This window comes from Streptomyces sp. NPDC055099 (genome assembly GCF_053607685.1).
On record NZ_JBSGUA010000002.1, the window covers coordinates 70,623 to 96,132 of the forward strand.

Consider the following 25,510-nt stretch of genomic DNA (forward strand, 5'->3'; position numbering starts at 1 on the left):
CCATGGACCCACCTCAAGACGCGCCGCGGGTTGAGCTGGTGCTGGCGCAGGCACCTGGCTCGGGACCGGACGACACACAGACCGTCGCCGCGCCCCGCCCTGTCGGCACCGCCCGCCTTGCCGTGCGCTTCGAAGGCGAGTATCTGGAACTGACCCTCGACCGGCGGCGCACTCAAAGCCTGGTCACCACCATCTATCAACTGCTCGACCGGCCGGGCCTGGCGGCGATCAGTGCCCAGCTGAGCGACGCCGGCACGGCCTCGGCGGTGCCGCGCGGCAGCCGTCATCTGCCCCTGACCGGGGCGCGCGTGAGCGGCATGGGCACCGTGGCCGCGGTGCGCGAGGGCGACCGGGCCGTCGCCGATCTGTGGGAAGAGGAGGTGTCACGCCTCGACGGGCGTATCTCGCAGTGGCTGATCGAGGTGGAGGACCGGGCCACGTCGATCGTGCTGCGCCGACTGCGGGACAGCCGGGCCGCCGTCGTGCGGGAGCGGGACCGCTACCTGACCGGCCTGCCGCCCGCCGACCCGAACGCGCGGGACCTGCGACTACGCGAAGGGCAACCCGGACCGGCGGCCGAACAACTACGGGCCTTCCTCCACGAGACGGCACGGCTGCGGACCGAGGCGCGGACGGCCCTGACCGAGTTCAATCGGCTCGGGCAGCGAGCCATGACGCCGGCCGAGGAGGTGCTGTCCGCCCGCGAGGACGTCGTACAGAAGATCGCCGTCGTCCACCGGTACGTCGCCGAGGCCGCCCGCACCTCTCCGTTGCTGTACTGGATCGTGGACTGGGACGCCGAGCCGGTCATCGACCTGACCTGGCGCGGCGGATCGGAGCCGGTGTTCTGTCAGCGGATCGCGGAGGTGTTGCGACGCTGCTGGAACAGTTCCTGGGTCGTGCAGGACCGTGTCGCCGCCATGCCCGCGCGCACCACCGCGCACGTCCAGGGCGCCACGCCGGAGGAGCGGATCGGCGACACCATCGAAGACGTCGATGAGGCCGGCCCCTGGCGTTTTCCCTCGGCGATACACCGGGCCCTGGACGAACTGGGCCTGGCCGGGCCCACCGCGCAGGCGGTCGCGGTGTCACGGACGATGGCCGCCGCAGAGGGCCCATGGAACCGGTCCCTGGCCTTCGCCGCCGGCAGCGCCGCACTGAGCACGGCCGCGCACGCGTTCGTCCCGCCGGCCGCGGTCGCCGTGGACTGTGTGATCGCCGCCGCGGACCTCTACGCCGAGATCGGCCGGCACGGGGAACTCACTCTGGAGCACCGGGCCGTCCTCGACCAGGGCCAATCACTCGTCCCGCGACCGTCGGGCCAAGAGGTGGCCGCCGCTGTACTCGGGCTGCTGATCGCGCCGTTGGAAGGCACGGCCGGTCTGCTCATGAACGCCCTGCCCATCGCCGTCACCTCATGGACGCCCCCGGCTGCGGAGACCCGGCTGTGACCATCAAGGTGGGCAAGTCCGCCAAGCCGGCCGGCGCCGCCTTGGCGGCCATCAAGAATGCCATCGCGCGGATGGCACTGGGCCAGGTGCCCCTCGTGCGTCTGCTCTTCGGCGCGGCGAGCGACGCGACGAATGCCATCGCCGCACGTGTCGGCCGGGTGGCAGCCGCGCATACGGTGTTCACGGAGGCCCACTGGTCGCTGGTCGCCAGCGGCGACGACGCGGCGCGGATCGCGTTCCGCAAGGCCGCCAAGGAGCTGCGCGCCGAGTTGCGTGCGGCCCCGGCAGAGGCGCCGGACCTCGCCCAGGACGCTCAGCGCGCACTGCGGGAGGTCGACCACATCACGCGCGGAGTCCGTTCCCGTAGCGGACGGCTGGCCAGCGCCCAGATCAATCCGAACTGGTGGGATCGCCTCTTCGAGCTGTCGCGCAGTGATCCGGCCGTCCGTACCGCGCTGGAGGCCTTCCAGGACGCCTGTGTCACCGGAGACACCGACACCATCACGGCCGCCGCGCAGCACCTCCTCACGGCGGTCTCGAAGAGGGTGTCGATGAGCAAGGCCAAGGCGTTCGCCGACCGCATCAACGGTGTCGTGCGACGCCTGTCGGCCGGAAGCCGACCCGGCGACGGCGCCAAGGCTCTCGCCGCCCTGGAGGACTTCGTCGACCAGCTCGATCCGAGCGACCCCGCGCGAGCAGCCTTGCTCAAGCTCGCCCCCTCCATCCGCGACAACGGCGATCGCTGGCGCGCGATCGCCGACACGGTGGCCGGCATGAAACGGGCGACCACCCCCGAAGAAGCCGACGCCCTGCTGTGGCGGATCAAAGGCATGACCGGTGAGATGGTGGCCCTGTCCACTCCTGCCTACCGTGACCGGTACGCGGCCGCGTTGACGGACGCGGAGGCACTCGCGGCACGGTTGAACGCCGTCCTGGCCGATGCCGGGCCCATCCCCCCGGAAAGCGGATGGAAGGTGATGCGTTGTCGCACCCACGTGCGCGCACCCGCGTCGGCTGACTCGGCCAGGCTGGCACCGTTCTACGACGACACGATCATCGTGCGCCGAGTCGTGCCCGGCAGGCCACATGGTGACGCGATGGTCGTCCTGGCCACGCAGGTCAAGTCCGGTGACTGGTCCGCCGCGGGTGTGGTGGACCAAATCGTCACGGACATTCGCCGCGAGGGCGGAGGGCTCATCGAACTGGATGGGATCCCCCATCAACTGAGCGCCGTGCCAGCCGAGTTCAGGACCGTCCGGATCTTCGTCGGCACGTCGCTTCCCCCGCAGGAGGCCGTCGCCCGTGCCACCGTGCCCATCGAGACCCTCTTGCTGCCCATGTCCGGAGACGAGCTCAAAGCAGCCGCACTGGTCTTGCTCCAGGCCAACGGACTCCTGCCGTGACGGCCGGATCCGTGCTTCGAGCGACAGCCCGACCCGACGCTCATAGAATTCCGGGATGCCCCAGCCGAAGCCGATGAGCCGCCGCAGGTGGATTGCCGTGTGGGCTGTGCTGTGCGCGGGCGGCCTCGCTGCCACGGCCGCGCTGAACCCCTCCTCGCCACGGGATCCGGAGCCCACGAAGCCCGTCAGCGCCGAGTGCGGCCAGTACATCGCGAACATCGAGAGGCAGCTGGCCAAGGCCAAGCAGGAGGGCGAGGAAGACGGGGTGCTGACCTTCTCGCGCATCCAGGTCGGCGCCGAGGACTGCAGCGACGAGCTCCGCGAGCACTTCGCCGACGAGGGTGAACAGCGGTAGGGGCGAGCGCGCGACGTCGCAACCGGGGGCGGGGCGACGGAATCTGGGCGAGGCGAGCAGCGCGAGCCGCCCGGCACAGGCGCGGGCTGGCATGCCCTCAGTCAAATACGTCCAAGACGTCCGGCCAGGAGCCATCGGCGGCCGGGCGGCGCCGCATCGGCACTGGGTCCGGGTACGTCTCCGCCGCGGCCCTCGCGCGGACGATGTCCGGCCCGCCGCACGCCGCGACCGCGAAGTCGCCGAACGTCCTGGCGAATGCGGCCGGGTCGCGGAACTCGACGCCGAATGCCCGGCCGTCCCGCAGCGGCACCCAGACCACCCGGTCGAACCGTGTCCACTCCCGCACCGGCTGCTCGTCCGCGGTCGACCGCCCCTGCAGCCACCACCGCGCCACGTGCAGCAGGTTCACCTCCTCCATCGGCAACCGCTCGCGCCGCACCCGTAGTTCACGCGCCGTCAACTCGACCCGCTGGTCCTTCTTCGGGTACCAGACGACACCGATCCCGAACGGCACCCACAGCAAGATGCCGATCATCGGCCAGACCAGTGCGTCGCCCCATGACCGGAGCAGCCCGCCATCCAGCAGGTACAGGGCCCCGAAGACCAGAACCCACTTCGCTGTCATCCGCCAGAACCCGCTGCCCTGCCGGTACAGGACCCGCCGCTTCTTCGTCATCATCATGGCCGCACGCTATCCACCGCGCCCGCGGACACCGTCGGCGCCCGTCGGCACAGCCGAGACGGCCCTTCCTCTGCGCCGTGGGGTTCAGTGGGGTTCGTCAGCCGCCCAGTGAACCCCTGTCGTCAGCGCCGCTGTCACCGGATGCGCCGGCGAGCTGAACAGCCGGGCGGTGGGGCCTGACTCGACCACGTGCCCCTCGCACATCACGATCAGCGAGTCCGTCCGGTCGGCGACGAGGCGCAGGTCGTGACTGACGAGGACCAAGGACAGTCCCCGTCGGTCGCGGAGCTCTGCCAGCAGGTCCATGACGGCCACGGCGGTGTCCGCGTCGAGCGAAGAGGTCACCTCGTCGCGAGTTCCACGACGCAGGCGGGTGCCTCGGCTCGGCCGGTCCGGCGGTGCAGCAGGGGAGGTCGCCGCAGGGTTGCGTGGACCGTGCGACTGGGGTTGAGGGTGCCGGGCTGCTTCTGCGGGACGAGCGGGTGGCGACGGCGTTGTTCGCGGGACCGGCGGTACGCGGCCGAAGCGAGGCGTTCCCCTTCCAGGGTGACCGTGCCGGCGGTGAGACGATGCAGGCCGTCCACGGTGCGCAGCAGGGTCGTCTCGCCGGAGTCCGAGGCGCCCACCATGCCGAGGCCGGCCCCGGCGGCCAGGGCGACCTCTATGCCGTGGGGCACGGGGACGCTCCGGCTCCGGTGCGTGTGGGCGGCGCGCAGACCGGATGCCGTAAGGATGGGTGGGCGTCGGGCGGGGTGCGGGCGGGCGGCACTGGTCTGCGCGGCGGCAGTGATGGCTGTGGTCGGCGCGACGGCGCACGAGGTCGTCGGGGAGCGAGGCGCCGTAGAGCGACGGAAGCCAAGTCCCCGTCCGTTGCCACATCACCGCGGCACCTACTCCCGTACTCAGGTACGCGTACTCATGTGCGGCCGCAGGGCGCCCCCAATGATGTGCTTATGGCGCGAACCCGCGGTGCGGAGTCGGCGAACACCCAAGCCGCCCTACGGGGCAGAGCGCCCGGGTCAGTTGGCCTTCGTACCCCCAAGGGGAGTCCCCTTTGCCGAAAGAGACATGCATGAGTCGCGACCTGCAGATACGAGCTGCCACTCCTGAGGACCTGGACTGGATCCATGAGCTGCGGCACCGCGTGTACGCTCAGGAACTCGGTCAGCACACGCCACGACCGGAGCGACGGTTGTACGACGCGCTGGACGGCGACAACGTCTACCTCGTCGCGGCCCGGGGGCCGGTCCGCATCGGCTTCGTCAGCCTGACCCCACCGTGGCTGGGCCGCTACGGCCTGGACAAATACCTCACCCGCGACGCACTGCCGTTGTTGTCCGATGGGGGACTGTTCGAGATACGCATCCTCACCGTGGAGCCGCGCTGGCGCAGCACCTTGGTGGCCCCCCTTCTGATGTACGCGGCCCTGCGCTGGATCTCCTCCCGGGGTGGCCGCACGGTGGTGGCGATGGGCCGTACCGAACTGCTCGACATGTACCTGGCGGTCGGCCTGCGGCCTGTCGGGCACACCGTCCGCAGCGGTGCGGCGACCTTCGAAGTACTGACGGGCGAGGTGGCCGGTCTGACGCAGGTGGCGGCCACCCGGTATCGCTCCGTCCTGGAGCGGCTCGGCTCCATGGTGGACTGGCAGTTGGACATGGACTGGGCGCCCGGACCGGACGGCTGTGAACACGGCGGCGCCTCCTTCACCGCGATCGGCACGGACTTTCGCACCTTGCACCGGCGCCACGAGGTCGTCGCCGCCGACGTGCTGGACGCCTGGTTCCCGCCCGCTCCCGGGGCAGGCGCGGCGCTCACGGAAGACCCGGCCTGGTCCGCCCGCACCTCGCCTCCCACCGGCGCCGAGGGCCTGCTGTCAGAACTCGCGAAGTCCCGGGCGCTCCCGGTGGAGACGCTCGTGGCCGGGGCCGGGTCGTCGGACCTGATCTTCCGGGCGTTCGGCCGGTGGCTGACCCCAAAGAGCAGGGTGCTGCTGCTGGACCCGGGGTACGGCGAATACGCCCATGTCACCGAGCGCGTGATCGGGTGCCGGGTGGACCGCTTCCGGTTGCACCGGAGGGACGGGTGGCGGATCGACTTCGCCGAGCTTGCCTCTGTCGTCGGGACGGGGCGTTACGACTTGGTGGTCGTGGTCAACCCGAACAACCCGACCGGACGCCACGCACCCGCCGCCGACCTGCGCGCCCTGATCGCGGGCGCACCGGCCGGGACCCGCTGGTGGATCGACGAGGCCTACCTCGGATACGTGGACCTGGCGGAGTCGCTCGCCCCGCTGGCCGCGGTGGACCCGCGGGTCGTGGTCTGCAGTTCGCTGTCCAAGATGTACGCGCTGTCCGGCGTGCGTGCCGCCTTCCTGGTGGCCGAACCCGCCACCGCAGCAATGCTGCGCCGGTGGACGCCGCCCTGGGCGGTGAGTCTTCCCGCACAGCTCGCCGCCGTGGCCGCCCTGCGCGACCCCGAGCACTACCGCTCCTGCTGGCTGCGCACCCACACCCTGCGCCGTCAACTGGCCGCCGACCTGGCCCGGTTGGACGACACCGCCGTGATCGAGGAGGGCGTAGCGAACTTCCTCAACATCACCCTGCCCTACGACGGACCGAGCGCTGCCCGTCTGGTGCGGGAGTGCCGCCGGCACGATGTCTACCTGCGCGACCTGTCACCCCTCTCGCCCCAGTACGAAGGGCGCACCGTACGTGTCGCGGTCAGGGACGCGGCGGAGAACGCACGCATCCTGGCGGCGTACGCAGCCGCCCTGGAGACGCTGCGCCCCGGCGCGCTCGCGCGGCAGTCCACCAGGACTCCGGCCGAGGTCACCGCCGGTCACGCCCGATGACCAGCGTCGCCTCCATCGCACCTTTCCTCGGCGGGGCCCTGGCACTTGGCGGGGTCGCCGCGGCACTCTCCGGGCGCCGCGAACTGCTGATCCGTTGGTGCTGCTGGGCGGTCGGAGTGCCCCTGATCGCCGGAGCGTTCTGGTGGGGCAGCCCGGGGGTGACGGCCCTCGCGCTCGCGGTCGGGGTGGTCGCGGCCATGGAGTTCGGCGGGTTGCTGGATCTGCCCCGGTTGGACAGGGCGGTACTGGCCGCGGCGGTCTCCGGGGTGGTGCTGACCTCTTGGCTTGCCCCGGGACACGAAGTGCGGGCGGCGGCGTTCGGCGCACTGGCCATCGCCGCGGTCCCGCTGCTGGCCGGTGACGCCGCCCACGGCCTGCGCCGGCTCGGGGCCGGTCTGCTCGGGCTGGTCTGGCTGAGCGTGCTCGCCGCCCTCGCGCCGCTCGGCGCGACCGCGCTCGCCCTGTTCGTCGCTGTCTCGGTGGGCGACATCGTCGCGTACTTCGCCGGTCAACGGCTGGGAGGGCCACGGCTGTCACCGCTCTCCCCCGCCAAGCGATGGAGCGGCACCCTCTCGGGTGCGGTGGCCGCACTCGGTGTACTCGCCGTGCTGTCCGCGCTGAGCCTGCCGACGGCAGTCGCGGTGGCGGTCGGCGCCCCGGCGGGTGACCTCATCGAATCCATGGTCAAGCGAGGAGCGCAGGCGAAGGACTCCGCTCACTGGCTGGCCGGCTCCGGTGGCCTGCTCGACCGAATCGACTCACTGCTCCTCGCCCTGGCCGTCCTTCTCCTCCTGCGCTGAGTCAGGGTCCGCCGCTGGGGACCGCAGGCTTCTGGGCTCACGCTCCCCGGTCATATGACCGAACCGGAGGGGCCTTTGCAAGATGCCGGCGCCGTGCATCGGCGCATGCGCCCGGGGAAAGCATTTCGGTAGCCGAAGGCATCGAAGTCCCGCCGAGCGCTACGACGATGCCAGCGGCCCTCAACTCCCGTAGCGCGCCCGTGTGTCCCGCCACCTGGCCGCTACGGTCGAGGCGGGACCGGCCGCAGGGGAGCATGTGCGGCCGGAACTGCCCGCCCCAGTCTCCCGCCGCCGGCCCCCGTGGCCAATGCACCGGACCCCGGGTCACCGTTGGTCAGCGAACCGGATTACGCCCTCCCCCGGGCGCCTTACTTCCTTCCCACGTCGCGAGCCCTCACTTCTTCTCGTACGTGAGGAAGATGGTGCCGCTGTCCATGACCTTGCTGTCGGCCAGGGTGAAGAACGTCGGGTCGAACGGCTGCTTCTGCCCGAACAGTGGCGTACCCGAGCCGATCGCCATCGGCGCCAGCTTGACGACCAACTGGTCGATCTCCGAGAAGAGCACCCCGGCCAGCTCGCCGCCCCCGCACAGCCAGATGCCCTTGCCCTCCTCCTGCTTGAGTTCACGCACCTTGGCCACCGGGTCGCCGGCGACGAGCTCGACGCCCGGGTCAGGGGACTCGGTGAGGGAGCGGGAGAACACGAAATGCCTCAAGTGGGGCCAGGCGTTGGTGATTCCGGCGTCCACGCCGTTCTGATACGTCCTGCGACCCTCGATGACGGTGTCGAAGTGCGTGCCGTCGCCGCTGATCCCCATGGCGTCGCGCGCCGGGCCCGGCAGCGTCTCGGGGTACTCGGCGACGAGGTGCTCGACGTAGTCCTGCCCGATCGGCCAGAAGGCGTCCGGTCCCGAGGTGGGGTCGGAGCCGTCGGGGCCCGAGATGTATCCGTCGAGGCTGACAGCGATGAAGTAGATGAGCTTTCGCATGGGGGTCTCCTCGTGGTCGGATCCGGTGCCGCGGTCGGCTGCGACGTGGTGCTCTTCGGTGAAGTGCGCGGTGGAGTCTGTCATTTGGCCTTTCAGCGGCGGGAGCCCGGCTTGGGCAGCGGGCGGGGGCGGGGCAGCGAGCGAGGCTTGGCCGGCACCGGGAACCAGGCGCTCTGCCGGGGCTTCTGCGGGTTTCGCATCTTGCTCCTCTGGAAGCGTGGTCGGCACGTCAAGTGCTGTACTCTGAGTGAAGTGGTTAGAACTTAGTACTGCACGTGCAGTGGTGTCAACAGACTTCCGGAAGGAAATTGCCATGCGTCAGAACCCCGCACGACGGGCCGCCCTCCTCGATGGCGCGATCGAGGTCCTGGCCCGCGAGGGCTCGCGTGGTCTCACCCTGCGCGCGGTCGACACCCAGGCCGAGGTCCCCAAGGGCACCACCACCAACTACTTCGCCAACCGCGCCGAGTTGCTGGCCCAGGTCATGACGCGCATTCAGGAGCGTCTGACGCCCGAGGAGTCCCAACTCGCCGACACCATGAACGACAAGCCCTCCGTCGAGCTGGTCGCCACCCTCCTCAAGCAGCTCCTCGGGCGCATGCGCGCGGACCGCAGCAGTTGGCTCGCCCTGATGGAACTGCGCCTGGAAGCCACGCGCCGCCCCGAACTGCACACCGAGCTCACCCGGTTCTTCACCGCCCAGCTCGACGCCAACATCAGCTTCCACCTGGACGGCGGCCTGCCGGGCGACCGGACCGGCGTCATCCTGATGTATCTCGCCATGGTCGGCCTGATCGTGGACGACCTGACCGTGCCGGACCTGCTCGCCCCGCACTCCGTCGACGAGTTGATCGACGAACTCGCGCGGCGCGTCGTAGGCACGGACGCAGGCACCGACGGCTGAGGACAGGCACCGGAGGGCGCCCGAGCGCAGGGCCCGCCGCTCCCGCAGATCTGCGTGACGCGGCCTGCCGCTGGAACGAGGAGGGCCACCAGAGTCTGGGCAGTCGGCGGATGACCGTATCGTCGACTGTGCCCCGCTGACGGAGGTACACGCCGGACGGGTGCACGTAGCTGCGGCTGTTCGGGACCGGCGTGCGGCTCTACGGGACGCAGGACGGTGCCACCTCGCCGGCGTCCGACGGCTTCGGGTGGTATCGGGCACTTGAACCGCGGCGGGGTGAGCCTGCGGGCGCCGACGGCACCTTGCGCATAGGGAACCCGCAGACCGGCGACTACCGGGGCCTGAGCACCGGCAGTGGCCAAGCCTTGCTGGCGGTGGCTGCTTCCCCGGACGGCCACCGGGTCGCGACGGCGGGCGAGGACGCCACCGTACGGGTGTGGGATCGCCGGCGCGGGCACGTAGTGGCCGCCCAGCGCACCGAAGGCACACCGCTGGCCTGGGGCCAGGCGCCAGGGACATCGACGCCTGACACCAGTACCGGGAATCAGGCCGCGACGAGCTCCCGCTCACGCTCCGGCGTCTTGACCTTGGGCGTCTTGTTCGGCAGCGAGAGGCGGAAGACCTTGCGCCACGCGGAGTACACCTGCTTGGGCAGCGGGCCGGTGACGTACTCCAGCTCGTACTTCTCGAACAGCGCGCGCACCTTCACCGCGACCTCGGCGTACCGGTTGCTCGGCAGGTCCGGGAACAGGTGGTGCTCGATCTGGTGCGACAGGTTGCCGGTCATGAAGTGCATGGCCTTGCTGCCGCTGATGTTCGCCGAGCCCATCATCTGGCGCAGGTACCACTGGCCGCGCGTCTCACCCTTGATCGACCGGCGCTCGAAGACCCGCACGCCCTCGGGGAAGTGCCCGCACATGATCACCGAGTGGGTCCAGAGGTTGCGGACCAGGTTCGCGGTGAACGTGGCGCCGAGCGTGGGGAGGAACGACGGGCCCGAAAGCAGCGGGTGGATCACGTAGTCCTTGAGCACCTGCTTGCGGATCTTGCGGCCCACGGCCTTGGCCCGCGCGCGGAACTCCGGGGCCTTGCGGCGGTGCTTGGGCAGGTTCTTGCCGAGCTCCAGGTCGTACGCCGCGATGCCGTACTCGAAGAAGCAGGCGTTGATGAAGTTCCACAGGGGCTGGCCGAGGTGGAACGGGTGCCACTTCTGGTCCTCGTCGACGCGCATGATGCCGTAGCCGAGGTCGTTGTCCTTGCCGATGACATTGGTGTACGTGTGGTGCAGCTCGTTGTGCGAGTGCTTCCACTGCTCGGCCGGCGAGACGTGGTCCCACTCCCAGGTGGTGGAGTGGATCTTCGGGTCCCGCATCCAGTCCCACTGGCCGTGCAGGATGTTGTGGCCGATCTCCATGTTGTCCATGATCTTCGCCACGGACAGCCCGGCGGTGCCGAGCAGCCACGCGGGCGGGAAGATCGAGAACAGCAGTACGCCCCTGCTGGCCAGCTCGAGCTTGCGCTGCGCCGAGATGACCTTACGGATGTAGGCGGCGTCTTTCTCGCCGCGGTCGGCGATCACCTCGTCGCGGATCGCGTCCAGCTCGCGGCCCAGCTCCTCGATCTGCTCCGCGGTCAGGTGGGCGGTGGGGTCGATGGCGGTCAAGGTGCTCCTACCGTTCGATGTCACAGGGGCCCGCGGCGGCGGACACGCAGGTCTGGATGAGGACGCCCGGCTCGGCCTCCGTGATCTCGCCGGTGCGCAGGTCGCGGACGGCGCCGGTCTTCAGCGGCGTGACGCAGCCGAAGCAGATGCCCATGCGGCACCCGGAGGGCATGAGCACGCCGGCCTCCTCGCCGACGTCCAGCAACGGCGTGGCGCCGTCCGCGTCGACGGTCTTGCCGGTGGCGCTGAACGTGACCTCGCCGCCGTCGCCGGTGACGACGACGCTCGGGCGGAAGCGTTCGGTGTGCAGGCGGTCCGGTACGCCGTGCTCGGACCAGTGCTTCTCGGCGGCGTCGAGCAGGCCCGCGGGCCCGCAGGCCCAGGTCTCGCGCTCAGCCCAGTCGGGCACGAGCTCGTCGAGCCGCGTGATGTCGAGCATGCCGTCCGTGTCGGTGTGCACCTCGGTGAGCCGCAGCTTCTTGTCCGCGGCCAGGTCGTGCAGCTCGTCGCGGAAGATCACGTCCTGCGGCCGCGGCGCGCAGTGGATCATGACGGCGTCGTCGAACTCGGTGTCGCGCAGCATGCCCATCACGGGCGTGATGCCACTGCCGGCCGTCAGGTAGAGCACTTTGGCGGGCTTGGCCTGCGGCAGCACGAAGTCACCGGTCGACTGGTCAAGGTGGATCAGCGTGCCCGGTTGCACCCTGCGGACCAGGTGGTTGCTGACCTTGCCGTCCGGGATCGCCTTCACGGTGATCGTGACGCGGCCGTCTTGGCGGTTCGTCGGCGAGGTGATGGAGTAGGCACGCCACAGGCGCACCCCGTCGACGTCGACCCCGATCCGCACGTACTGACCGGCGGTGTGGCCGCGCCAGCCCCGTCCCGGCCTGATCACGATCGTCGCGGCGTCACCCGTCTCGGGCTGCACGGCCTCGATGCGCCCACGCAGGTCAGCGCCCGCACGCAGCGGGCTGACCAGGTCGAGGTAGTCCGACGGCAGCAGCGGCGTCGTGACCATCTCCAGTAGTTTCCACGCCCTGCTGCGGAGGGCTGTACTCGTCATGGCTCCAGCTTGCTGCGCCTCAAGGCGTAAAGTCCTGACCGCAGGACGTAAATCTGGTCGGTCGAATTGTTCGCAGGGAACAAAAAGTGAGCCATGCAATCAGGAGGGCCAGCGAACTGGCCCTGAATGAGACGACGGTCACCGCACTTCGGGCCGCGCTGAAGACCACGGCCGACGAGGTCGTCCAGGCGATCATCGACGAGGTCCCTCCCTACGCCAACGCCCTGTCGGGCAGCATGGGCGCCACCATCCGCCGAGCCGTCCGCACCGCCCTGGGGCACTACCTGGACCTCGCGAGCGGGAAGGCCACGGGAGGCGACGCCGGTGACGCCGCCTACGAGTTGGGCCGCGGCGAGGTGCGCGACGGCCGTTCGATGGACGCTCTGCTCAGCGCCTACCGCGTCGGCGCCCGCGTGGCCTGGCGATGCCTGGCAGCGGGTGCCGTACCCGCGGGTCTGCCCGCCGCCGAGGTCGCCAAGTTCGCCGAGCTGACCTTCGCCTACATCGACGAGCTCTCCGCCGCGAGCGCCGCGGGCCATGCCGACGAGCTGGCCGCCCGGGGCCGGGCCCACGAGCTTCACCTCGAGCACCTGGCCCGCGACCTCCTCGCCGGCGCAAGCCCGGACGTGCTGCTGGCCTCCGCGCAACGGGCCGGGTGGCAGCCTCCGGATTCGCTGACCGCGGTCCTGCTGCCCGCCGCCCAGGCCCGGCCTGCCTTCCGCGTGCTCGACCCGAGCACCCTCGTCCTGGACGATCTGCCGGATGCCACCGGTGTGCTGCTCGTCCCCGATGCCGACCGGTCACATCTCTTGCGGCAGCTGACCGACCGCACCGCCGTGGTCGGCCCGGCCCGGCCATGGACCCGTGCGTCCGCCTCCTACACGCGAGCCCTACGCGCGCGCTCCCTCTCCTCCGACATTCGCGACACCGAGGACCACCTGCCCGAGTTGGTGCTGAGCGCCGACGCGGAGGCGTTCGCAGACCTGCGCGCCCGAGCCCTCGCACCGCTGCGGGACTTGCCTGCCGCGACCGCGCGGCGGCTGGAGGAGACGTTGCGGGCGTGGCTGCTGCACCAGGGCAGGCGGGAGGAGGTGGCGACGGCGTTGTTCGTCCATCCCCAGACCGTCCGGTACCGGATGGCGCAACTGCGGGAGCTGTTCCCGGATCTCGCATCGCCGAACCGAGTCCTTGAACTGACGCTGGCGGTCGGACTCCGGGACAGCTGACGCGTACTTCCACCTCCCCTGCGACAGGTCAGCCGACCGGCCGGCCGGGCGGGTCTGGCCTGGCGGACGGCGCGAGGGATGATGGGGATGGAATGACGGAACGCGAGGTCAGGAGCTTCGATGGCGAAGCGGATTCACCAACCCCGTGAGGACGCGGAGTTCGATTTCATCCTCGGGATGAGTGAAGTTCCCGTCCTCGCGTACTTCACCGGGACATGGCCCAAGGCAATCGAGCCCTGCCGGGTGATGGACCTCGTCGTGGGTGGCATCGCCGACGAATACACGGGCCGCCTGACAGCCGTCCGCACCGACATCACGCGTTGTCCGGCCGCAACCAAGCGATACGGGGTCACCGGAGCCCCGTCCTACGTCCTGCTGAAGGCGGGTGAGGCGGTGGCGCACAGCACGGGATCCATGACCACCGCCGAGGTACGGAAGTTCCTGGACGCCCACGTCTGAGCGACCGCTGCGGCGCACGACCGCGATGCCCGGCACTGACTGCCGGGTCCCCTCAACTCGCAGAGTTCAGAATCATGAAGTTCTCGGGGTTCGGGACCGGGATGAATCCTGCCTTCGCATACACCTGGTGCGCATCGAGGGTCGAGAGGAGGACACGCTTGATGCGGTAGGGGGCAAGGTGGTCGCGAACCGCTGTCGCAAGCCAGGTCCCGAGTCCCTTGCCACGATGGGCAGGGGCGACGTAGACATCGCACAGCCAGGCGAAGGTGGCACGGTCGGTGACCACGCGCGCATAAGCCACCTGGCCATCGATGGCGTCGTAGATGGTGAAGTTCAGCGAGCCGCGCACCGACTCCTCCACCGTTTCCCGCGTGCGCCCAAGGGCCCAGAACGCGTCTGTCGACAGCCATCGGTGCACCAGCCCCACGTCCAGGCGATGCGGATCTGTGGAGAGCTCGTATCCGTCAGTCCCTCTGCTAGTGATCATGAAGAGTCAGGCTAACCACGCCACTTGGAAAATCCAAGTAGAGATCGCTCCGAGTCCGCGGGAGCAATCACGGCCGCGCTCACTCCGGCGGCCCGCCCGAGGTGGGGAATTCGGCGCCGTGGGCGATGCGCCCCTCACCCCTGGTGGAGCGACGCCAAATGCCCGCATTTGAGCGGACTTTGGCGACTCTGGCGTGACGTGGACCGCCATACCGAAGAATTTCTCAGGGCCAACTTCCGGCTCCCCAGAACCAAACGCCCCAAAGATCACGTGGTACGGGCGACCACATCAAGCACATACAAAAGACAGGCAAATCGGGTGGCAGTCATATCGAGGGTGGGGACGGCGGCCTTGGCCGCCGTGGTGTCCGGCGCACTGGTCGCGGGGGTGGCCGTGGCCGACTCCGGGCCAGGGACGGACCGTAGCGTGAGCGCAGGTACCGGTGAGAAGACCAAGACCGGCCGGGGAGTTCAGGGCGGGAAGACGCAGACCGTCACGTTGGTGACCGGCGACCGGGTGGTCGTCCGGGCGGGGGGCAAGCAGGTCGTCCGGCTGATCCGCGGCCAGGGGCGCGAGGAGGTCGCGATCGCGGTTCGGCGCGAGGCCGGGCACACGTACGTCGTGCCGCAGGACGCCCAGTCACTGATCAGCGCGGGCAAGCTGGACCGGCGGCTCTTGGACGTCACACGGCTCGTCAGGGACAAGTACGACGACGCCCACCGCACATCGCTTCCGCTGATCGTCAAGTACCGGCCGGGACGCGACAACAGCCGCTCGGACGACACCTTCAGGGGCCTGGCCCGCGACCGCCGTACGCTGCCCTCGATCGGCGGCGAGGCGTTCGACGCTCCGAAGTCCGGCGCGGAGGACGTCTGGGCGAAGCTCACCGGCGGGACGGGCGGCCGTACGAACGCGCGTACCGCCGTGGCCCCGTCCATCGCGCACGTCTGGCTGGACGCCAAGGTCCGCCCCGCCCTCGACAAGAGCGTGCCGCAGATCGGCGCCCCCACCATGTGGCAGGCCGGATACACCGGCAAGGGCGTCAAGGTCGCCGTCCTGGACACCGGAGTCGACCAGACACACCCGGACCTCAAGAACGTCGAGGTCACCGAGAAGAACTTCACCGAGTCCGCCCCCGACGCCAAGGACCGCATGGGCCACGGCACGCACGTCGCCTCGACCCTCGCGGGCTCCGGGGCCAAGTCGGGCGGCAAGTACAAGGGCGTGGCGCCCGACGTACAGCTCATGGACGGCAAGGTCATCTCCGAAGTGGAGGGCACGGGCACCGAGTCCGCCATCGCCGCCGGCATGCAGTGGGCGGTCGACGGCGACGCGAAGATCGTCAACCTGAGCCTCGGCAGCCTCGACTCGCCGGGGACCGACCCGCTGGAGGAAGCCGTCGCCCGGCTCTCCGGCAAGGCCCTCTTCGTCATCGCGGCGGGCAACGACGGCCCTGAGCCCGGCACGTTGAACTCGCCCGGCAGCGCCCCCGACGCCCTGACCGTCGGCTCCGTCGACAAGCAGGACAACATCGCGGAGACCTCCAGCCGGGGCCCGCAGGCCGACGGCGTCACCAAGCCCGACCTGACCGCGCCCGGCGACGACATCACGGCCGCACGCTCCACGCAGATCCCCGACAACTCCGACAGCGACCCCTATGTCGCCCTGTCGGGCACCTCGATGGCGACCCCGCACGTGGCCGGTTCCGCCGCCCTGCTCCTCCAGCAGCACCCGAAGTGGACCGGCCCGCAACTGAAAGCCGCACTCACCGGCTCGGCCAAGCCCCACCCCACGCTCAACGCCCATCAGCAGGGATCGGGCCGCGTCGACCTGACGCGCGCCGTCACCGCGTCCGTCGTCCCCGAGCCCGGCACGGTCGCCTTCGGCACGCAGGCCTGGCCGCACACCGACGACAAGCCGGTCGTCAAGACCGTCACCTACCGCAACCTCGGCACCAAGCCGGTCACCCTCAACCTCTCCGCCGACGCCCTGGACCCCAAGGGCCGCCCGGGCCCCGCGGGCATGTTCACCGTCAAGGACGCCAAGCTCACCGTCCCGGCGGGCGGCACCGCGAAGACCTCCGTCACCGCCGACACCAGGATCGGCACCGCCGACGGTGTCTACGGCGGGACGCTGCTGGCCGCCGGGGACGGCCAGCAGGTCCGCACCGGTCTCGTCGTCGACCGTGAGGTCGAGTCGTACGACCTGACGCTGAAGCACCTCGACGTCAACGGCAAGGAAGCGTCCAGCTACACCACCACGCTGACCGACAGCGCGCAGCGGAAGATCGAGGTCCCCTACCAGGAGGGGCCGGTCACCCTGCGGGTGCCGAAGGGCACGTACGCGCTGGAGAGCTCCGTCTACGGCCCGACCAAGAGCTTCGCGGTCTTCGTCCAGCCGAAGCTGAAGGTCGGCGCGAAGGCGACGCTCACGCTGGACTCCCGCAAGGCCAAGCCGGTCGCCGTCACCACCCCCGACGCAGGCGCGCGCCTCACGGCCTCGCACATCAGCTACGACGACACGGCCGTCGGCATCGCGAGCAGCTGGAGCCTCGGCGCGGGCACCGTCATCCGCACCCTCGGCCTCGGCGCCGAATCGCCCACCCTGAACGCCCAGTACAACGGCGTCTGGAAGGCCTCGGGCACGGCGGCGGCGAAGGTCGACTACCGGCTGGGCTTCAGCCGCAGCGGCAGTTGGTTCTCGGGCCTGAAGCACGCCGCCACCAAGGCCGAACTCGCCGAGGTGAAGTACGGCGTCGGCTCCTCCGCCGCCCGGCGCAAGGGCACACTGTCCGCCACGCCGATCGGCACGAACGACTACAGCCCGCCTCTGCAGCCGCTGACGGAACTGAAGCTCCCGGCCTCCGGGACGAGTTACGTCAACACCAAGGGCCTGCGCTGGACCTGGTCGATGGCGCAGCTCGACGACGCGGGGATTTCTACCATCGACTACGGCACCGACACGGTCGCCTACAAGGCGGGCAAGCGCTACACGCTGAACTTCAACACCGGTGTCGTCGGCCCCGACCTCAACGCCGATGACGGGCAGGGCGCGCGCCGCGCGGGCAACGCCATGGACGCGTACGTCCAGCTCTTCAGCGACGGCGCGGGGCACGCGGGCAGCTCGACGACGACCGGCGGCTTCACCCGGCTGGAGTCGGGCGGCCGTACCCTCGCCGAGGGCGGACCCGGCGCGGTGAACGCCGAACTCCCGGCCGCCTCCGCCTCCTATCGCCTGATCATGGAGGCCACCCGCGCGGCCAAGGTCGCCACGACCAGCACCAAGGTCACGGCGGCCTGGACGTTCAAGTCGGCGAAGACGCCCGACGACCCGCCCACCGCACTGCCCCTGTCCACCGTCCGCCTCGCGCCGAAGCTGGCGCTGAACGGCACGGCCCCGGCAGGCAGCACGCTCACGGTGCCGCTGAAGGTGGCCGGCGCGGCGGCCGGCACCGGCAAGATCGCCACGCTGACCGTCAAGGTCTCCTACGACGGCGGCAGCACATGGAAGGCGGCCCCCGTCACGACCGACGCCAACGGTGCACGCACGGCGAGCGTCAAGCACCCGGCGACGGCCAAGGCCGTGTCGTACCGCGTGTACCTGAAGGACACGAGCGGCAACACCATGACCGAGACGATCACGAACGCGTACCGGCTCGCCCCCTGACGAGACGCCCTACGCCCGTCACGGGCCCAGCGGCCACATGATGAGGCCGGGTCACGGGGACACTCCCCGGGGCCCGGCCTCTTTCGTGGCCGAGCCACGTACGGATCCCGGTCGCCGTGGGACGGCGCCCCGACCCGAGCCACAGCCACAGCCACAGCAGTGCAGGTCATCGCGGCCCTTCGCATAGGGTCGGACCCACGATGAACAGCAATGATCCGTCCGCCGCGCCGTCCAAGGCCGACAAGGCGACCGTACGGCGGCACAACCTGAGCCTGGTGCTGCGCACGGTTCATGACGCCGGTGAGACGACGCGTGCCGGGGTCGCCGCGCGGGTGGGGCTGACCCGGGCCGCGGTGTCCTCGCTCGTGGATCAGCTTCTCACCGAGGGGTTCCTCACCGAGTGGGGCAAGACGTTCAGCGGACAGGCCGGTCGGCCGGGCACGGCGCTGCAGGTGGCGCGGACCGGGCCCGCCGGGCTCGGGGTCGAGATCAACATCGACTACGTGACGGTGTGCGTCATCGACCTCGCCGGCACCGACCGCGTACGTCTGGTGGAGCGCACCGACAACCGGGGAGCCCCGCCCGCCACGGTCCTGGCCCAGGCGGCGCGGCTCGCGTCGCGGGCCATCGGGTCCGCCGCGGAGCAGAAGCTTCGCCCCGTCGGTGCCGAACTTGCCCTGCCCGCGCTGGTCTCCGGTGGGTCGGTGCGGCAGGCGCCGAACCTGGGCTGGAACCGGGTGGCCGTGGAGGGTCTGTTCGCGCAGGCGTTGACGACGCTGCATCCGACGCACCGCGCGCTGCCGGTCAGTGCCGACAACGAGGCCAACCTGGCGGCCATGGCCGAGCTGTGGTTCGGCGACAGCGACGACCGCGTGACCAGTTTCATCTACCTGACCGGCGAGATCGGTATCGGCGGCGCCCTGGTGCTGAACGGCCGGCTTTTGCGGGGCGCCCACGGGTTCGCCGGTGAGATCGGGCATGTGGTGGTGGAGCCGGACGGCCCCGAGTGCCGCTGCGGGGCACGGGGCTGTCTGGAGCAGTACGCGGGACAGGCTGCGTTGCTGAGGGCGGCGGGCCTGGAGGAGAGCGCGGGCCTGACCGGACTCGCGGAGCTGGAGCGCCGGGCGCGCGAGGGCGAGCCGCGGGCCCGGCACGCGATCGAGGAGGCCGGGCGCCGTCTGGGCCGGGTGCTCTCGGGTGCGGTGAATCTGATCGACCCGGACGCGGTGATTCTGGGCGGTGTGTTCCGCGACCTCATGCCGTGGCTCGCCCCCGCTGCCGACGAGGAACTGACCGCTCGTGTGGTGTCGGGCCTGTGGACGCCGGGCAGCAAGCGGCTGCGGGCCTCCTCCTCGTCCGGTGACGCGGCACGCGGAGCGGCCGCGCGCGTGGTGCGCGAGGTCCTGGCGGACCCGGCGGCGTACGTGGAGCGCGTGGCGGACTGACCGCCACGCGCTCCGGCACGGTGTCAGCTCCGGTGTGCCGCGATCAGCTGCCGGTACCAGTGGTAGCTGTCCTTCGGGGTGCGCCGCTGCGTGTCGTAGTCGACGCGTACGATCCCGAACCGCTTGGCATAGCCCAGCGCCCACTCGAAGTTGTCGAGCAGCGACCAGACGTAGTAGCCGCGTACGTCCACGCCCGCGTCCATGGCGGCGCGCAGGGCCGTCAGGTGGCTGTGCAGATAGGCGACGCGGTCGGTGTCGTGGACGCCGCCGTCCTGATCCACCACGTCGTGCTCGGCCGAGCCGTTCTCGGTGATGTGGATCGGCGGCAGGGCCTCGCCGTAGGTGTCCTTCAGCGCGGTCAGCAGGTCGGTGAAGGACTCGGGCACCACGGGCCAGTTCATGGCCGTGCGCCGCACGTCCGGGTAGGCCACCTCCTGGTATCGGTTGTCGGTGGCGACACGATGGGCGGGGTCGGGCTCGCGCTGGGGGGCGTCGGCGACCACGATCGGCCGGTAGTAGTTGATGCCGAGGAAGTCCAGTGGCTGGGCGATCAGATCGAGGTCCCCGGCGCGGCGGAAGTCCTGGCGGGCGATCAGCTCGCCCCAGGTGTCCTGCTCGGTCGCCGGGTAGCGGCCCGCCAGGAGGGGCTCCGTCCACACCAGGTTGTGCTGGGTGTCGGCACGTAGGACGGCCGCGCGGTCGGCGGGCGTGTCGGCGGCGGGCACGTTGCGGTCGAGGTTGAGGGTGATGCCGGCCTCCCGGACGCCGGCCGCGCGCAGCGACCTCATCGCCAGGCCGTGCCCGACGAGCAGATGGTGGGCGGCGGCCAGGGCTCCGGTGCCCTCCTGGGCGCCGGGGGCGTGGCGGCCGACGGAGTAGCCGAGGAACGCGCTGCACCAGGGTTCGTTGAGGGTGATCCAGCGGGGGACGCGGTCGGCGAGGTGCTCGGCGACGATGCGCGCGTACTCGCCGAAGCGTTCGGCGGTCTCGCGCACGCGCCAGCCGCCCCGGTCCTCCAAGGCCTGCGGCAAGTCCCAGTGGTAGAGGGTGGCGGCCGGTTGGATGCCGGCTTCGAGGAGTTCGTCGACGAGCCGCGAGTAGAAGTCCAGGCCCTTGGCGTTGGCAGGGCCGGAGCCGGTGGGCTGAATGCGGGGCCAGGCGATGGAGAAGCGGTAGGAGTCGACCCCCAGGTCGCGCAGCAGGGCCACGTCCTCGGTGTAGCGGTGGTAGTGGTCGCAGGCCACGTCGCCGGTGTCGCCGCCGTCGACGCGGCCGGGGGTGTGGCAGTAGGTGTCCCAGATGGAGGGGCCGCGGCCGTCTTCGTCCGCGGCGCCCTCGATCTGGTACGAGGCGGTGGCGGCGCCGAAGACGAAGCCGGAGGGGAAGACGGGCAAGTCACTCATGGATGGCCTTACTTGGCGTACGTGGCTCACTTGACGGATCCGCCGGTGATGCCGGCGGCGATGTACTTCTGGGCGAGGACGAGCAGCACCGCGGCCGGGATCGCGGACAGGACGGACGCGGCCATGACGGAGCCCCAGTCGCCGACGTGCGCGCCGATGTACTGGTAGATGCCGAGGGTGACCGGCTTGACGTCGTCGGTGGTGTTGAGCGTGAGCGCGAACATGAAGTCGCTCCACGCGTACAGGAAGGAGAACAGTCCTGCGGTGATCAGGGAGTTGCGGCTCATCGGGAGCACGACCTGTACGAAGGTGCGCAGCCGGCCCGCGCCGTCGACCTCGGCGGCCTCGATGACCTCCTTGGGGATGGCCACCATGAAGGAGCGCATCAGGACGATGGCGAAGGGGATGCCGAGCGAGGCGTCGGCGAGCATGAGTCCGAAGTAGGAGTTGACCAGGCCGAGATCGACGTACGCGCTGTAGAGCGCGTTGGCGATGACGATGCCCGGCACCATCTGGGTGATGAGCGTGCCGAAGACGATGGTGCGGGTGCCGCGGAGGCGGAACTGGGCGAGCCCGTAGGCGGCGGGAGCGGCGATCGCGAGGCAGATCGTGACGGCGCCGAAGGCGACGACGAGCGAGGTCAGCAGGTGGCCGCCCTGCTCGCGGATCGCGGAGGTGAACCCGGACAGGTCCACCCCGTGCGGGAAGGGCGAGACCTCCAGGAGTCCGGATGTGGGCTGCAGGGCTGTGTTGAGCATCCAGTAGAGCGGGAAGAGCATCACGCCCAGGATGAGTACGCCGACGACGGTGGCGCCCCACCGGCGCTTCGCCCTGGTGGCGGGCCCCTGGGTGGCGGGTGTCGCGGTGACGGTGGTGGTGGCCATGGTGGTCACTTCCCCTCGGAGCGGTTGGCCCGCAGGTAGAACACCGCGAAGACGGCGGAGATCAGGATCAGGACGTTGCCGACGACGGCGCCCGCGCCGAAGTCCAGCTGCACGAAGGAGTTCTGGTACGTGAGGGTGCCCAGGGTCTGGGTGGAGTCGGCGGGGCCGCCGTCGGTCAGGGCGAGGATCAGGTCGAGGATCTTGACCGTCGACATGAAGCCGAGGACCAGCACCACGGTGATGACCGGCTTGAGCAGCGGCAGTGTGATCGAGCGGAACGTGCGCCAGGCGGACGCTCCGTCCAGGGACGCGGCCTCGTACAGCTCCTTGGGGACCTCTTGAAGGCCTCCGTACAGGATCACCATGTTGAAGGGGATGCCGATCCAGATGTTCACCAGGATGACGGAGAACAAGGCCATGCCGGGGCTGGTCAGCCAGGGTGTGGCGCCGCCCAGGCCGAGGGTGTCGAGGAAGGAGTTGAGCACGCCGGTGTCCTGGTCCAGGATGCGGCGCCACACGATGCCGGAGACGACCATCGGGACGAGCCAGGGCAGCAGGATCAGCGAGCGCAGCACGCCGTTCAGCGGGAATCTCTTGGTGAAGAAGACGGCGAGCGCGAGGCCGATGCCGAACTGGCCGATCAGGGACCCGATGGTGAAGACGACGGTGTGCCACAGCGCCTTGCCGAACAGATCGTCCTGGAAGACGTTGCTCCAGTTGTCGGTGCCGTTGAACGGGGCCTTGCCGTCGAAGAAGGTGGAGGGCGAGTAGTCCTGGAAGCTCATCAGGACGTTGCGTACGAGCGGGTAGCCGAAGAAGAGCACCATGAAGATGACCGCCGGTGCGATGAAGCCCCACTGGGAGAGCCTGCGGCGGCGCCGGGCGCGTGCCGGGTCGGGCTTCTTGACGGTCGTCGTCGGCTGGTCGTGGGCGGGCGTGGCCGCGGTGGTTGTGGTGGTGGCCATGTTCGTCACGTCACTTCCCGCTCGTGGCGCGCTGCTGGGCGCGCTGGAGCGCGGCCTCGCTGGACTGCCCGGTGAGGGCGGACTGGAAGGCGCTCTGCAGGGCGAGCGACACCGATGACCAGCGCGCGCCGACCTTGGCCGTGCGCGAGCGCGCGGTGGCCACCTGGTCGGCGAGTGCGTCGAGTTCGGGCACTTCCTTGCGCCAGACGGCGGCGGCCTTCACGTTGGCCGGGACCATCCAGCTGTTGCGCGCGTAGGTGATCTGTTCCTTCTCGCCCGCCATGCAGTCGATGATCTTCGCGGCGGTCTTCTCGCGCGCGGTGTCACCGGTCTTGGGCACGGTCAGCACGGCGCCGCCGAGCGGGCCCACGGAGGAGTCCGCCCCCGCCTTCGGCACGGGGATCTGGGCGATGCCCCAGTCCAGGTTCTTCTTCGTGTTGAGGGTCTCGACCTGCCACGGACCGTTGATCATCATGGCGGCGTTGCCTGCCATGAACTGGTCGTTGACGTCTGCCTGGGTCCAGTTGACGGTCGACTTGGACAGCGAGCCGTCCTTGATGAGGCCCTTCCAGTAGTCGAGTGCCTGGGCGACCTGCTTGCTCGCGAGGTGCGACTCGTCACCGCCGTTGGACCACATGAAGGGCGTGAACTGGAAGACGCCGTCCTCCGCGCCGCCCGCGCTCAGGGCGATGCCGTACTGCTTTCCCTTGGTGAGCTTCTTGGCGGTCTGCCGCATCTCGTCCCAGGTGGTGGGCACTTGGAGACCGGCCTTCTGCAAGGTGTCCTTGTTGTAGAACAGGGCGAGGGTGTTCACCGTGCGCGCGGCCCCGTAGTACGTGCCCTTGTAGGAGCCGAAGTCGACGATGCCCCGCGGTATGTCCTGGGTGGACAGGCCAAGGGAGCGCAGGTCGATCAGGCCGCCCGCCTCGGCGAACGTCGGCATCTCGGAGGCGTCGAACTGGATGACGTCCGGCAGGGACTTCGACGACGCCATGCGCAGGGACTTCGTCATGACCTGGGCGGCCGGCACGCTCTGCTGCTCGATGGTGATGCCGAGCCGCTTGCTGCAGCGGGACAGCGTGGCCGCGTCCCAGCCGTGATACGAGTCGTCGGTCGACGAGTTGAGGACGGTGTAGACGTCGTCGTCGCGTTGCTGGCCGCAGCCGACGAGTGCCGTGGTGGCCACGAGTGCGGAGACAACGGTGAGCGGGACCTTCGCCCGCCGACCGGCGCGGCGGTGCCTGACACGCGCGCGCTCCGGTATGTGTGCTGCTGTCACGGTGGTTGCCCTTGCCTGGGAGGGGTGGCCGGCCCGGCGGGACGCCCGTGTCCCGCCGGGGGTGTGCACAGATCCCGGTACGGCTCCGGCCGCGGCCGTACGGGCTCGATCGCGGGGTGCGGGGTTCAGCGCACGCCGAGCAGGTGCTCCATGGCGAGCTGGTCGAGGTGCTCGAAGGCCATGGAGCGCTCGGCGGCGGCGTTCGCGTCGTAGTCCTCGTACGCGCTCTTGTCGGCCAGGAGCTCGGCCAGGCCCTCGGCGGCGGTGGGCCGGGCGAGCTGGTCGAGGCGGGAGTCACGCAGCGCTTGGCGCACCTGAGGGTCGGATCGGAACGCGGCCGCACGCTCCTTGAGGATCAGGTAGTTGCGCATGCAGTTCTTCGCGGACTCCCACACGCCGTCGACACCGTCGGTGCGCGCCGGCTTGAAGTCGAAGTGGCGCGGGCCTTGGTAGCCGGCGCTCTCCAGGAGGTCGACGAGCCAGAATGCCTGGCGCACGTCACCGGCGCCGAAGCGCAGGTCCTGGTCGTACTTGATGCCGGTCTGGCCGTTGAGGTCGATGTGGAAGAGCTTGCCCGCCCACAGGGCCTGGGCGATGCCGTGCGGGAAGTTCAGGCCCGCCATCTGCTCGTGGCCGACCTCCGGATTGACGCCCGCGAGTTCGGGGCGCTCCAGGCGCTCGATGAACGCCAGGGCGTGACCGATGGTCGGCAGGAGGATGTCGCCGCGCGGCTCGTTCGGCTTGGGCTCGATGGCGAACCTGAGGTCGTAGCCCTGCTCGACGACGTATGCGCCGAGCAGATCGAAGGCTTCCTTCATCCGGTCGAGCGCGGCACGCACATCCTTGGCGCCGCCGGACTCCGCCCCCTCACGGCCTCCCCAGGCGACGTACGTCGTGGCGCCCAGCTCCACCGCGAGGTCGATGTTGCGGATGGTCTTGCGCAGCGCGAAGCGGCGTACGTCGCGGTCGTTGGCGGTGAAGCCGCCGTCCTTGAAGACGGGGTGCGTGAACAGGTTCGTGGTGGCCATCGGCACCGCGAGCCCGGTCTCCTCCAGGGCGGCGCGGAACCGTTTGACGATGGCCTCGCGCTCGGCGTCGGAGGAGCCGAAGGGGATCAGGTCGTCGTCGTGGAACGTCACGCCGTACGCGCCGATTTCGGCGAGCCGGTGTACGGAGTCGACGGGGTCCAGTGCCGGGCGGGTGGCGTCGCCGAAGGGGTCGTTGCCCCGCCAACCGACGGTCCACAGACCGAACGTGAAGGTGTCTTCGGGGGTGGGGGTGAAGCGGTCGGACATGGGGCGGCCCTTTGCTGCGAGTTTGTTTTCTGACATGACTAATACGCCACCAAGCGCTTCGACGCCAGACCCTGACGCCAACTTCACGCGCTGCGAAAGCTCTGCTACCTGGCGCGATCAAGAATCGAAGCGCTTCCGCGAGCACCCCGGAAAACGGCCCTTGCCGTTTTGTTTTCTGTACGGTCAAATGGCAGGCGCAGCTCGCTCCTCTTCAAGATCGCAAGCCAGTTGAGGGACT

Annotated in this window: 22 protein-coding genes and 1 pseudogene; 11 read left to right on the forward strand and 12 right to left on the reverse strand. The window is 70.1% G+C overall.

The annotated features are described in order from the left end of the window. Positions 1-2 precede the first annotated feature (2 nt). Genes ACWFRU_RS04680 through ACWFRU_RS04690 form a run of 3 tightly spaced genes read left to right on the forward strand, consistent with a single transcriptional unit; the run spans position 3 to position 3,209 of the window. Entirely contained in the window at positions 3-1,451 is a 1,449-nt protein-coding gene (locus tag ACWFRU_RS04680; RefSeq protein WP_453684647.1) for a hypothetical protein, read from the forward strand. Then, positions 1,448-2,854 (forward strand): hypothetical protein, encoded by a 1,407-nt coding sequence (locus ACWFRU_RS04685; RefSeq protein WP_453684648.1) that lies wholly within the window; start codon positions 1,448-1,450, stop codon positions 2,852-2,854. Before ACWFRU_RS04680 ends, ACWFRU_RS04685 begins: the two co-directional genes overlap by 4 nt. Positions 2,855-2,909: 55 nt before the next feature. Then, complete coding sequence (locus tag ACWFRU_RS04690; protein WP_453684649.1) at positions 2,910-3,209, forward strand: hypothetical protein; 300 nt, start codon at positions 2,910-2,912, stop codon at positions 3,207-3,209. Positions 3,210-3,306: 97 nt separating this feature from the next. Here ACWFRU_RS04690 and ACWFRU_RS04695 read toward each other — a convergent pair whose 3' ends face one another. From ACWFRU_RS04695 to ACWFRU_RS04705, 3 genes are all read right to left on the reverse strand, one after another. Further along, positions 3,307-3,891, reverse strand: a complete 585-nt coding sequence (locus tag ACWFRU_RS04695; protein ID WP_453684650.1) for a hypothetical protein — start codon at positions 3,889-3,891, stop codon at positions 3,307-3,309. Positions 3,892-3,975: 84 nt separating this feature from the next. Continuing rightward, positions 3,976-4,236 carry a hypothetical protein gene (locus tag ACWFRU_RS04700; RefSeq protein ID WP_453684651.1) on the reverse strand — a complete coding sequence of 87 codons (261 nt, stop codon included), beginning with the start codon at positions 4,234-4,236 and terminating at the stop codon, positions 3,976-3,978. After that, complete coding sequence (locus tag ACWFRU_RS04705) at positions 4,233-4,568, reverse strand: ATP-binding cassette domain-containing protein (protein WP_453684652.1); 336 nt, start codon at positions 4,566-4,568, stop codon at positions 4,233-4,235. Before ACWFRU_RS04705 ends, ACWFRU_RS04700 begins: the two co-directional genes overlap by 4 nt. Positions 4,569-4,963: 395 nt before the next feature. Here ACWFRU_RS04705 and ACWFRU_RS04710 point away from each other — a divergent pair, with 395 nt between their 5' ends. Further along, the gene (locus tag ACWFRU_RS04710) at positions 4,964-6,745 is read left to right on the forward strand and encodes an aminotransferase class I/II-fold pyridoxal phosphate-dependent enzyme (protein WP_453684653.1); all 1,782 of its coding nucleotides are present in this window, start codon (positions 4,964-4,966) and stop codon (positions 6,743-6,745) included. Continuing rightward, entirely contained in the window at positions 6,742-7,545 is an 804-nt protein-coding gene (locus tag ACWFRU_RS04715) for a phosphatidate cytidylyltransferase (RefSeq protein ID WP_453684654.1), read from the forward strand. Before ACWFRU_RS04710 ends, ACWFRU_RS04715 begins: the two co-directional genes overlap by 4 nt. A 394-nt stretch (positions 7,546-7,939) precedes the next feature. Here the strand turns inward: ACWFRU_RS04715 and ACWFRU_RS04720 are convergent, their stop codons facing one another. Further along, the gene (locus ACWFRU_RS04720; protein WP_453685258.1) at positions 7,940-8,533 is read right to left on the reverse strand and encodes a dihydrofolate reductase family protein; all 594 of its coding nucleotides are present in this window, start codon (positions 8,531-8,533) and stop codon (positions 7,940-7,942) included. A 313-nt stretch (positions 8,534-8,846) separates the two neighbouring features. Here ACWFRU_RS04720 and ACWFRU_RS04725 point away from each other — a divergent pair, with 313 nt between their 5' ends. Both ACWFRU_RS04725 and ACWFRU_RS04730 read left to right on the forward strand, forming a co-directional pair. Then, positions 8,847-9,437 carry a TetR/AcrR family transcriptional regulator gene (locus ACWFRU_RS04725; RefSeq protein ID WP_453684655.1) on the forward strand — a complete coding sequence of 197 codons (591 nt, stop codon included), beginning with the start codon at positions 8,847-8,849 and terminating at the stop codon, positions 9,435-9,437. A gap of 191 nt (positions 9,438-9,628) precedes the next feature. Then, positions 9,629-9,868 (forward strand): annotated as a pseudogene (locus ACWFRU_RS04730) (hypothetical protein); the annotation flags it as partial. A gap of 113 nt (positions 9,869-9,981) precedes the next feature. On the opposite strand, the gene ACWFRU_RS04735 reads toward ACWFRU_RS04730, so the two are convergent. Together ACWFRU_RS04735 and ACWFRU_RS04740 are read right to left on the reverse strand one after the other, a co-directional pair. After that, the gene (locus ACWFRU_RS04735; protein ID WP_453684656.1) at positions 9,982-11,100 is read right to left on the reverse strand and encodes a fatty acid desaturase family protein; all 1,119 of its coding nucleotides are present in this window, start codon (positions 11,098-11,100) and stop codon (positions 9,982-9,984) included. Between the two features lie 7 nt (positions 11,101-11,107). Continuing rightward, a complete protein-coding gene (locus ACWFRU_RS04740) occupies positions 11,108-12,163 on the reverse strand; it encodes a ferredoxin reductase (RefSeq protein ID WP_453684657.1) in 1,056 nt (351 codons plus the stop codon). 86 nt (positions 12,164-12,249) lie between these two features. Between ACWFRU_RS04740 and ACWFRU_RS04745 the strand changes: the two genes are divergently transcribed. Continuing rightward, on the forward strand, positions 12,250-13,389 hold the full coding sequence (locus ACWFRU_RS04745; RefSeq protein ID WP_453684658.1) for a PucR family transcriptional regulator: 1,140 nt from the start codon (positions 12,250-12,252) through the stop codon (positions 13,387-13,389). A gap of 120 nt (positions 13,390-13,509) precedes the next feature. After that, positions 13,510-13,848: a thioredoxin family protein gene (locus ACWFRU_RS04750; protein ID WP_453684659.1), complete on the forward strand. Its 339-nt coding sequence runs from the start codon at positions 13,510-13,512 to the stop codon at positions 13,846-13,848. A gap of 52 nt (positions 13,849-13,900) precedes the next feature. On the opposite strand, the gene ACWFRU_RS04755 is transcribed toward ACWFRU_RS04750, so the two are convergent. Then, positions 13,901-14,335 (reverse strand): GNAT family N-acetyltransferase, encoded by a 435-nt coding sequence (locus ACWFRU_RS04755; protein ID WP_453684660.1) that lies wholly within the window; start codon positions 14,333-14,335, stop codon positions 13,901-13,903. Positions 14,336-14,761: 426 nt separating this feature from the next. Here ACWFRU_RS04755 and ACWFRU_RS04760 point away from each other — a divergent pair, with 426 nt between their 5' ends. Beyond that, a complete protein-coding gene (locus tag ACWFRU_RS04760) occupies positions 14,762-18,001 on the forward strand; it encodes a S8 family serine peptidase (RefSeq protein ID WP_453684661.1) in 3,240 nt (1,079 codons plus the stop codon). Between the two features lie 200 nt (positions 18,002-18,201). Then, entirely contained in the window at positions 18,202-19,446 is a 1,245-nt protein-coding gene (locus tag ACWFRU_RS04765; protein WP_453684662.1) for an ROK family transcriptional regulator, read from the forward strand. Positions 19,447-19,469: 23 nt separating this feature from the next. Here ACWFRU_RS04765 and ACWFRU_RS04770 read toward each other — a convergent pair whose 3' ends face one another. From ACWFRU_RS04770 to xylA, 5 genes are all read right to left on the reverse strand, one after another. Then, positions 19,470-20,849: a GH1 family beta-glucosidase gene (locus ACWFRU_RS04770; protein WP_453684663.1), complete on the reverse strand. Its 1,380-nt coding sequence runs from the start codon at positions 20,847-20,849 to the stop codon at positions 19,470-19,472. A 26-nt stretch (positions 20,850-20,875) separates the two neighbouring features. After that, positions 20,876-21,733 (reverse strand): carbohydrate ABC transporter permease, encoded by an 858-nt coding sequence (locus tag ACWFRU_RS04775; protein ID WP_453684664.1) that lies wholly within the window; start codon positions 21,731-21,733, stop codon positions 20,876-20,878. A gap of 5 nt (positions 21,734-21,738) precedes the next feature. Beyond that, positions 21,739-22,698 carry a carbohydrate ABC transporter permease gene (locus ACWFRU_RS04780; RefSeq protein ID WP_453684665.1) on the reverse strand — a complete coding sequence of 320 codons (960 nt, stop codon included), beginning with the start codon at positions 22,696-22,698 and terminating at the stop codon, positions 21,739-21,741. 10 nt (positions 22,699-22,708) lie between these two features. Then, the gene (locus ACWFRU_RS04785; protein WP_453684666.1) at positions 22,709-23,977 is read right to left on the reverse strand and encodes an ABC transporter substrate-binding protein; all 1,269 of its coding nucleotides are present in this window, start codon (positions 23,975-23,977) and stop codon (positions 22,709-22,711) included. A 125-nt stretch (positions 23,978-24,102) separates the two neighbouring features. Next, on the reverse strand, positions 24,103-25,272 hold the full coding sequence (gene xylA / locus ACWFRU_RS04790; RefSeq protein ID WP_453685259.1) for a xylose isomerase: 1,170 nt from the start codon (positions 25,270-25,272) through the stop codon (positions 24,103-24,105). Between the last annotated feature and the right edge of the window lie 238 nt (positions 25,273-25,510).

Bases quoted from the DNA above. Each gene is read 5' to 3' on its own strand.
- ACWFRU_RS04695 (WP_453684650.1), bottom strand. From the start codon at position 3,891: ATGATGATGACGAAGAAGCGGCGGGTCCTGTACCGGCAGGGCAGCGGG.
- ACWFRU_RS04680 (WP_453684647.1), top strand. From the start codon at position 3: ATGGACCCACCTCAAGACGCGCCGCGGGTTGAGCTGGTGCTGGCGCAG.
- ACWFRU_RS04780 (WP_453684665.1), bottom strand. From the start codon at position 22,698: ATGGCCACCACCACAACCACCGCGGCCACGCCCGCCCACGACCAGCCG.
- ACWFRU_RS04715 (WP_453684654.1), top strand. From the start codon at position 6,742: ATGACCAGCGTCGCCTCCATCGCACCTTTCCTCGGCGGGGCCCTGGCA.
- ACWFRU_RS04770 (WP_453684663.1), bottom strand. From the start codon at position 20,849: ATGAGTGACTTGCCCGTCTTCCCCTCCGGCTTCGTCTTCGGCGCCGCC.
- ACWFRU_RS04690 (WP_453684649.1), top strand. From the start codon at position 2,910: ATGCCCCAGCCGAAGCCGATGAGCCGCCGCAGGTGGATTGCCGTGTGG.
- xylA (WP_453685259.1), bottom strand. From the start codon at position 25,272: ATGTCCGACCGCTTCACCCCCACCCCCGAAGACACCTTCACGTTCGGT.
- ACWFRU_RS04720 (WP_453685258.1), bottom strand. From the start codon at position 8,533: ATGCGAAAGCTCATCTACTTCATCGCTGTCAGCCTCGACGGATACATC.
- ACWFRU_RS04725 (WP_453684655.1), top strand. From the start codon at position 8,847: ATGCGTCAGAACCCCGCACGACGGGCCGCCCTCCTCGATGGCGCGATC.
- ACWFRU_RS04750 (WP_453684659.1), top strand. From the start codon at position 13,510: ATGGCGAAGCGGATTCACCAACCCCGTGAGGACGCGGAGTTCGATTTC.
- ACWFRU_RS04710 (WP_453684653.1), top strand. From the start codon at position 4,964: ATGAGTCGCGACCTGCAGATACGAGCTGCCACTCCTGAGGACCTGGAC.
- ACWFRU_RS04740 (WP_453684657.1), bottom strand. From the start codon at position 12,163: ATGACGAGTACAGCCCTCCGCAGCAGGGCGTGGAAACTACTGGAGATG.
- ACWFRU_RS04775 (WP_453684664.1), bottom strand. From the start codon at position 21,733: ATGGCCACCACCACCGTCACCGCGACACCCGCCACCCAGGGGCCCGCC.
- ACWFRU_RS04765 (WP_453684662.1), top strand. From the start codon at position 18,202: ATGAACAGCAATGATCCGTCCGCCGCGCCGTCCAAGGCCGACAAGGCG.
- ACWFRU_RS04755 (WP_453684660.1), bottom strand. From the start codon at position 14,335: ATGATCACTAGCAGAGGGACTGACGGATACGAGCTCTCCACAGATCCG.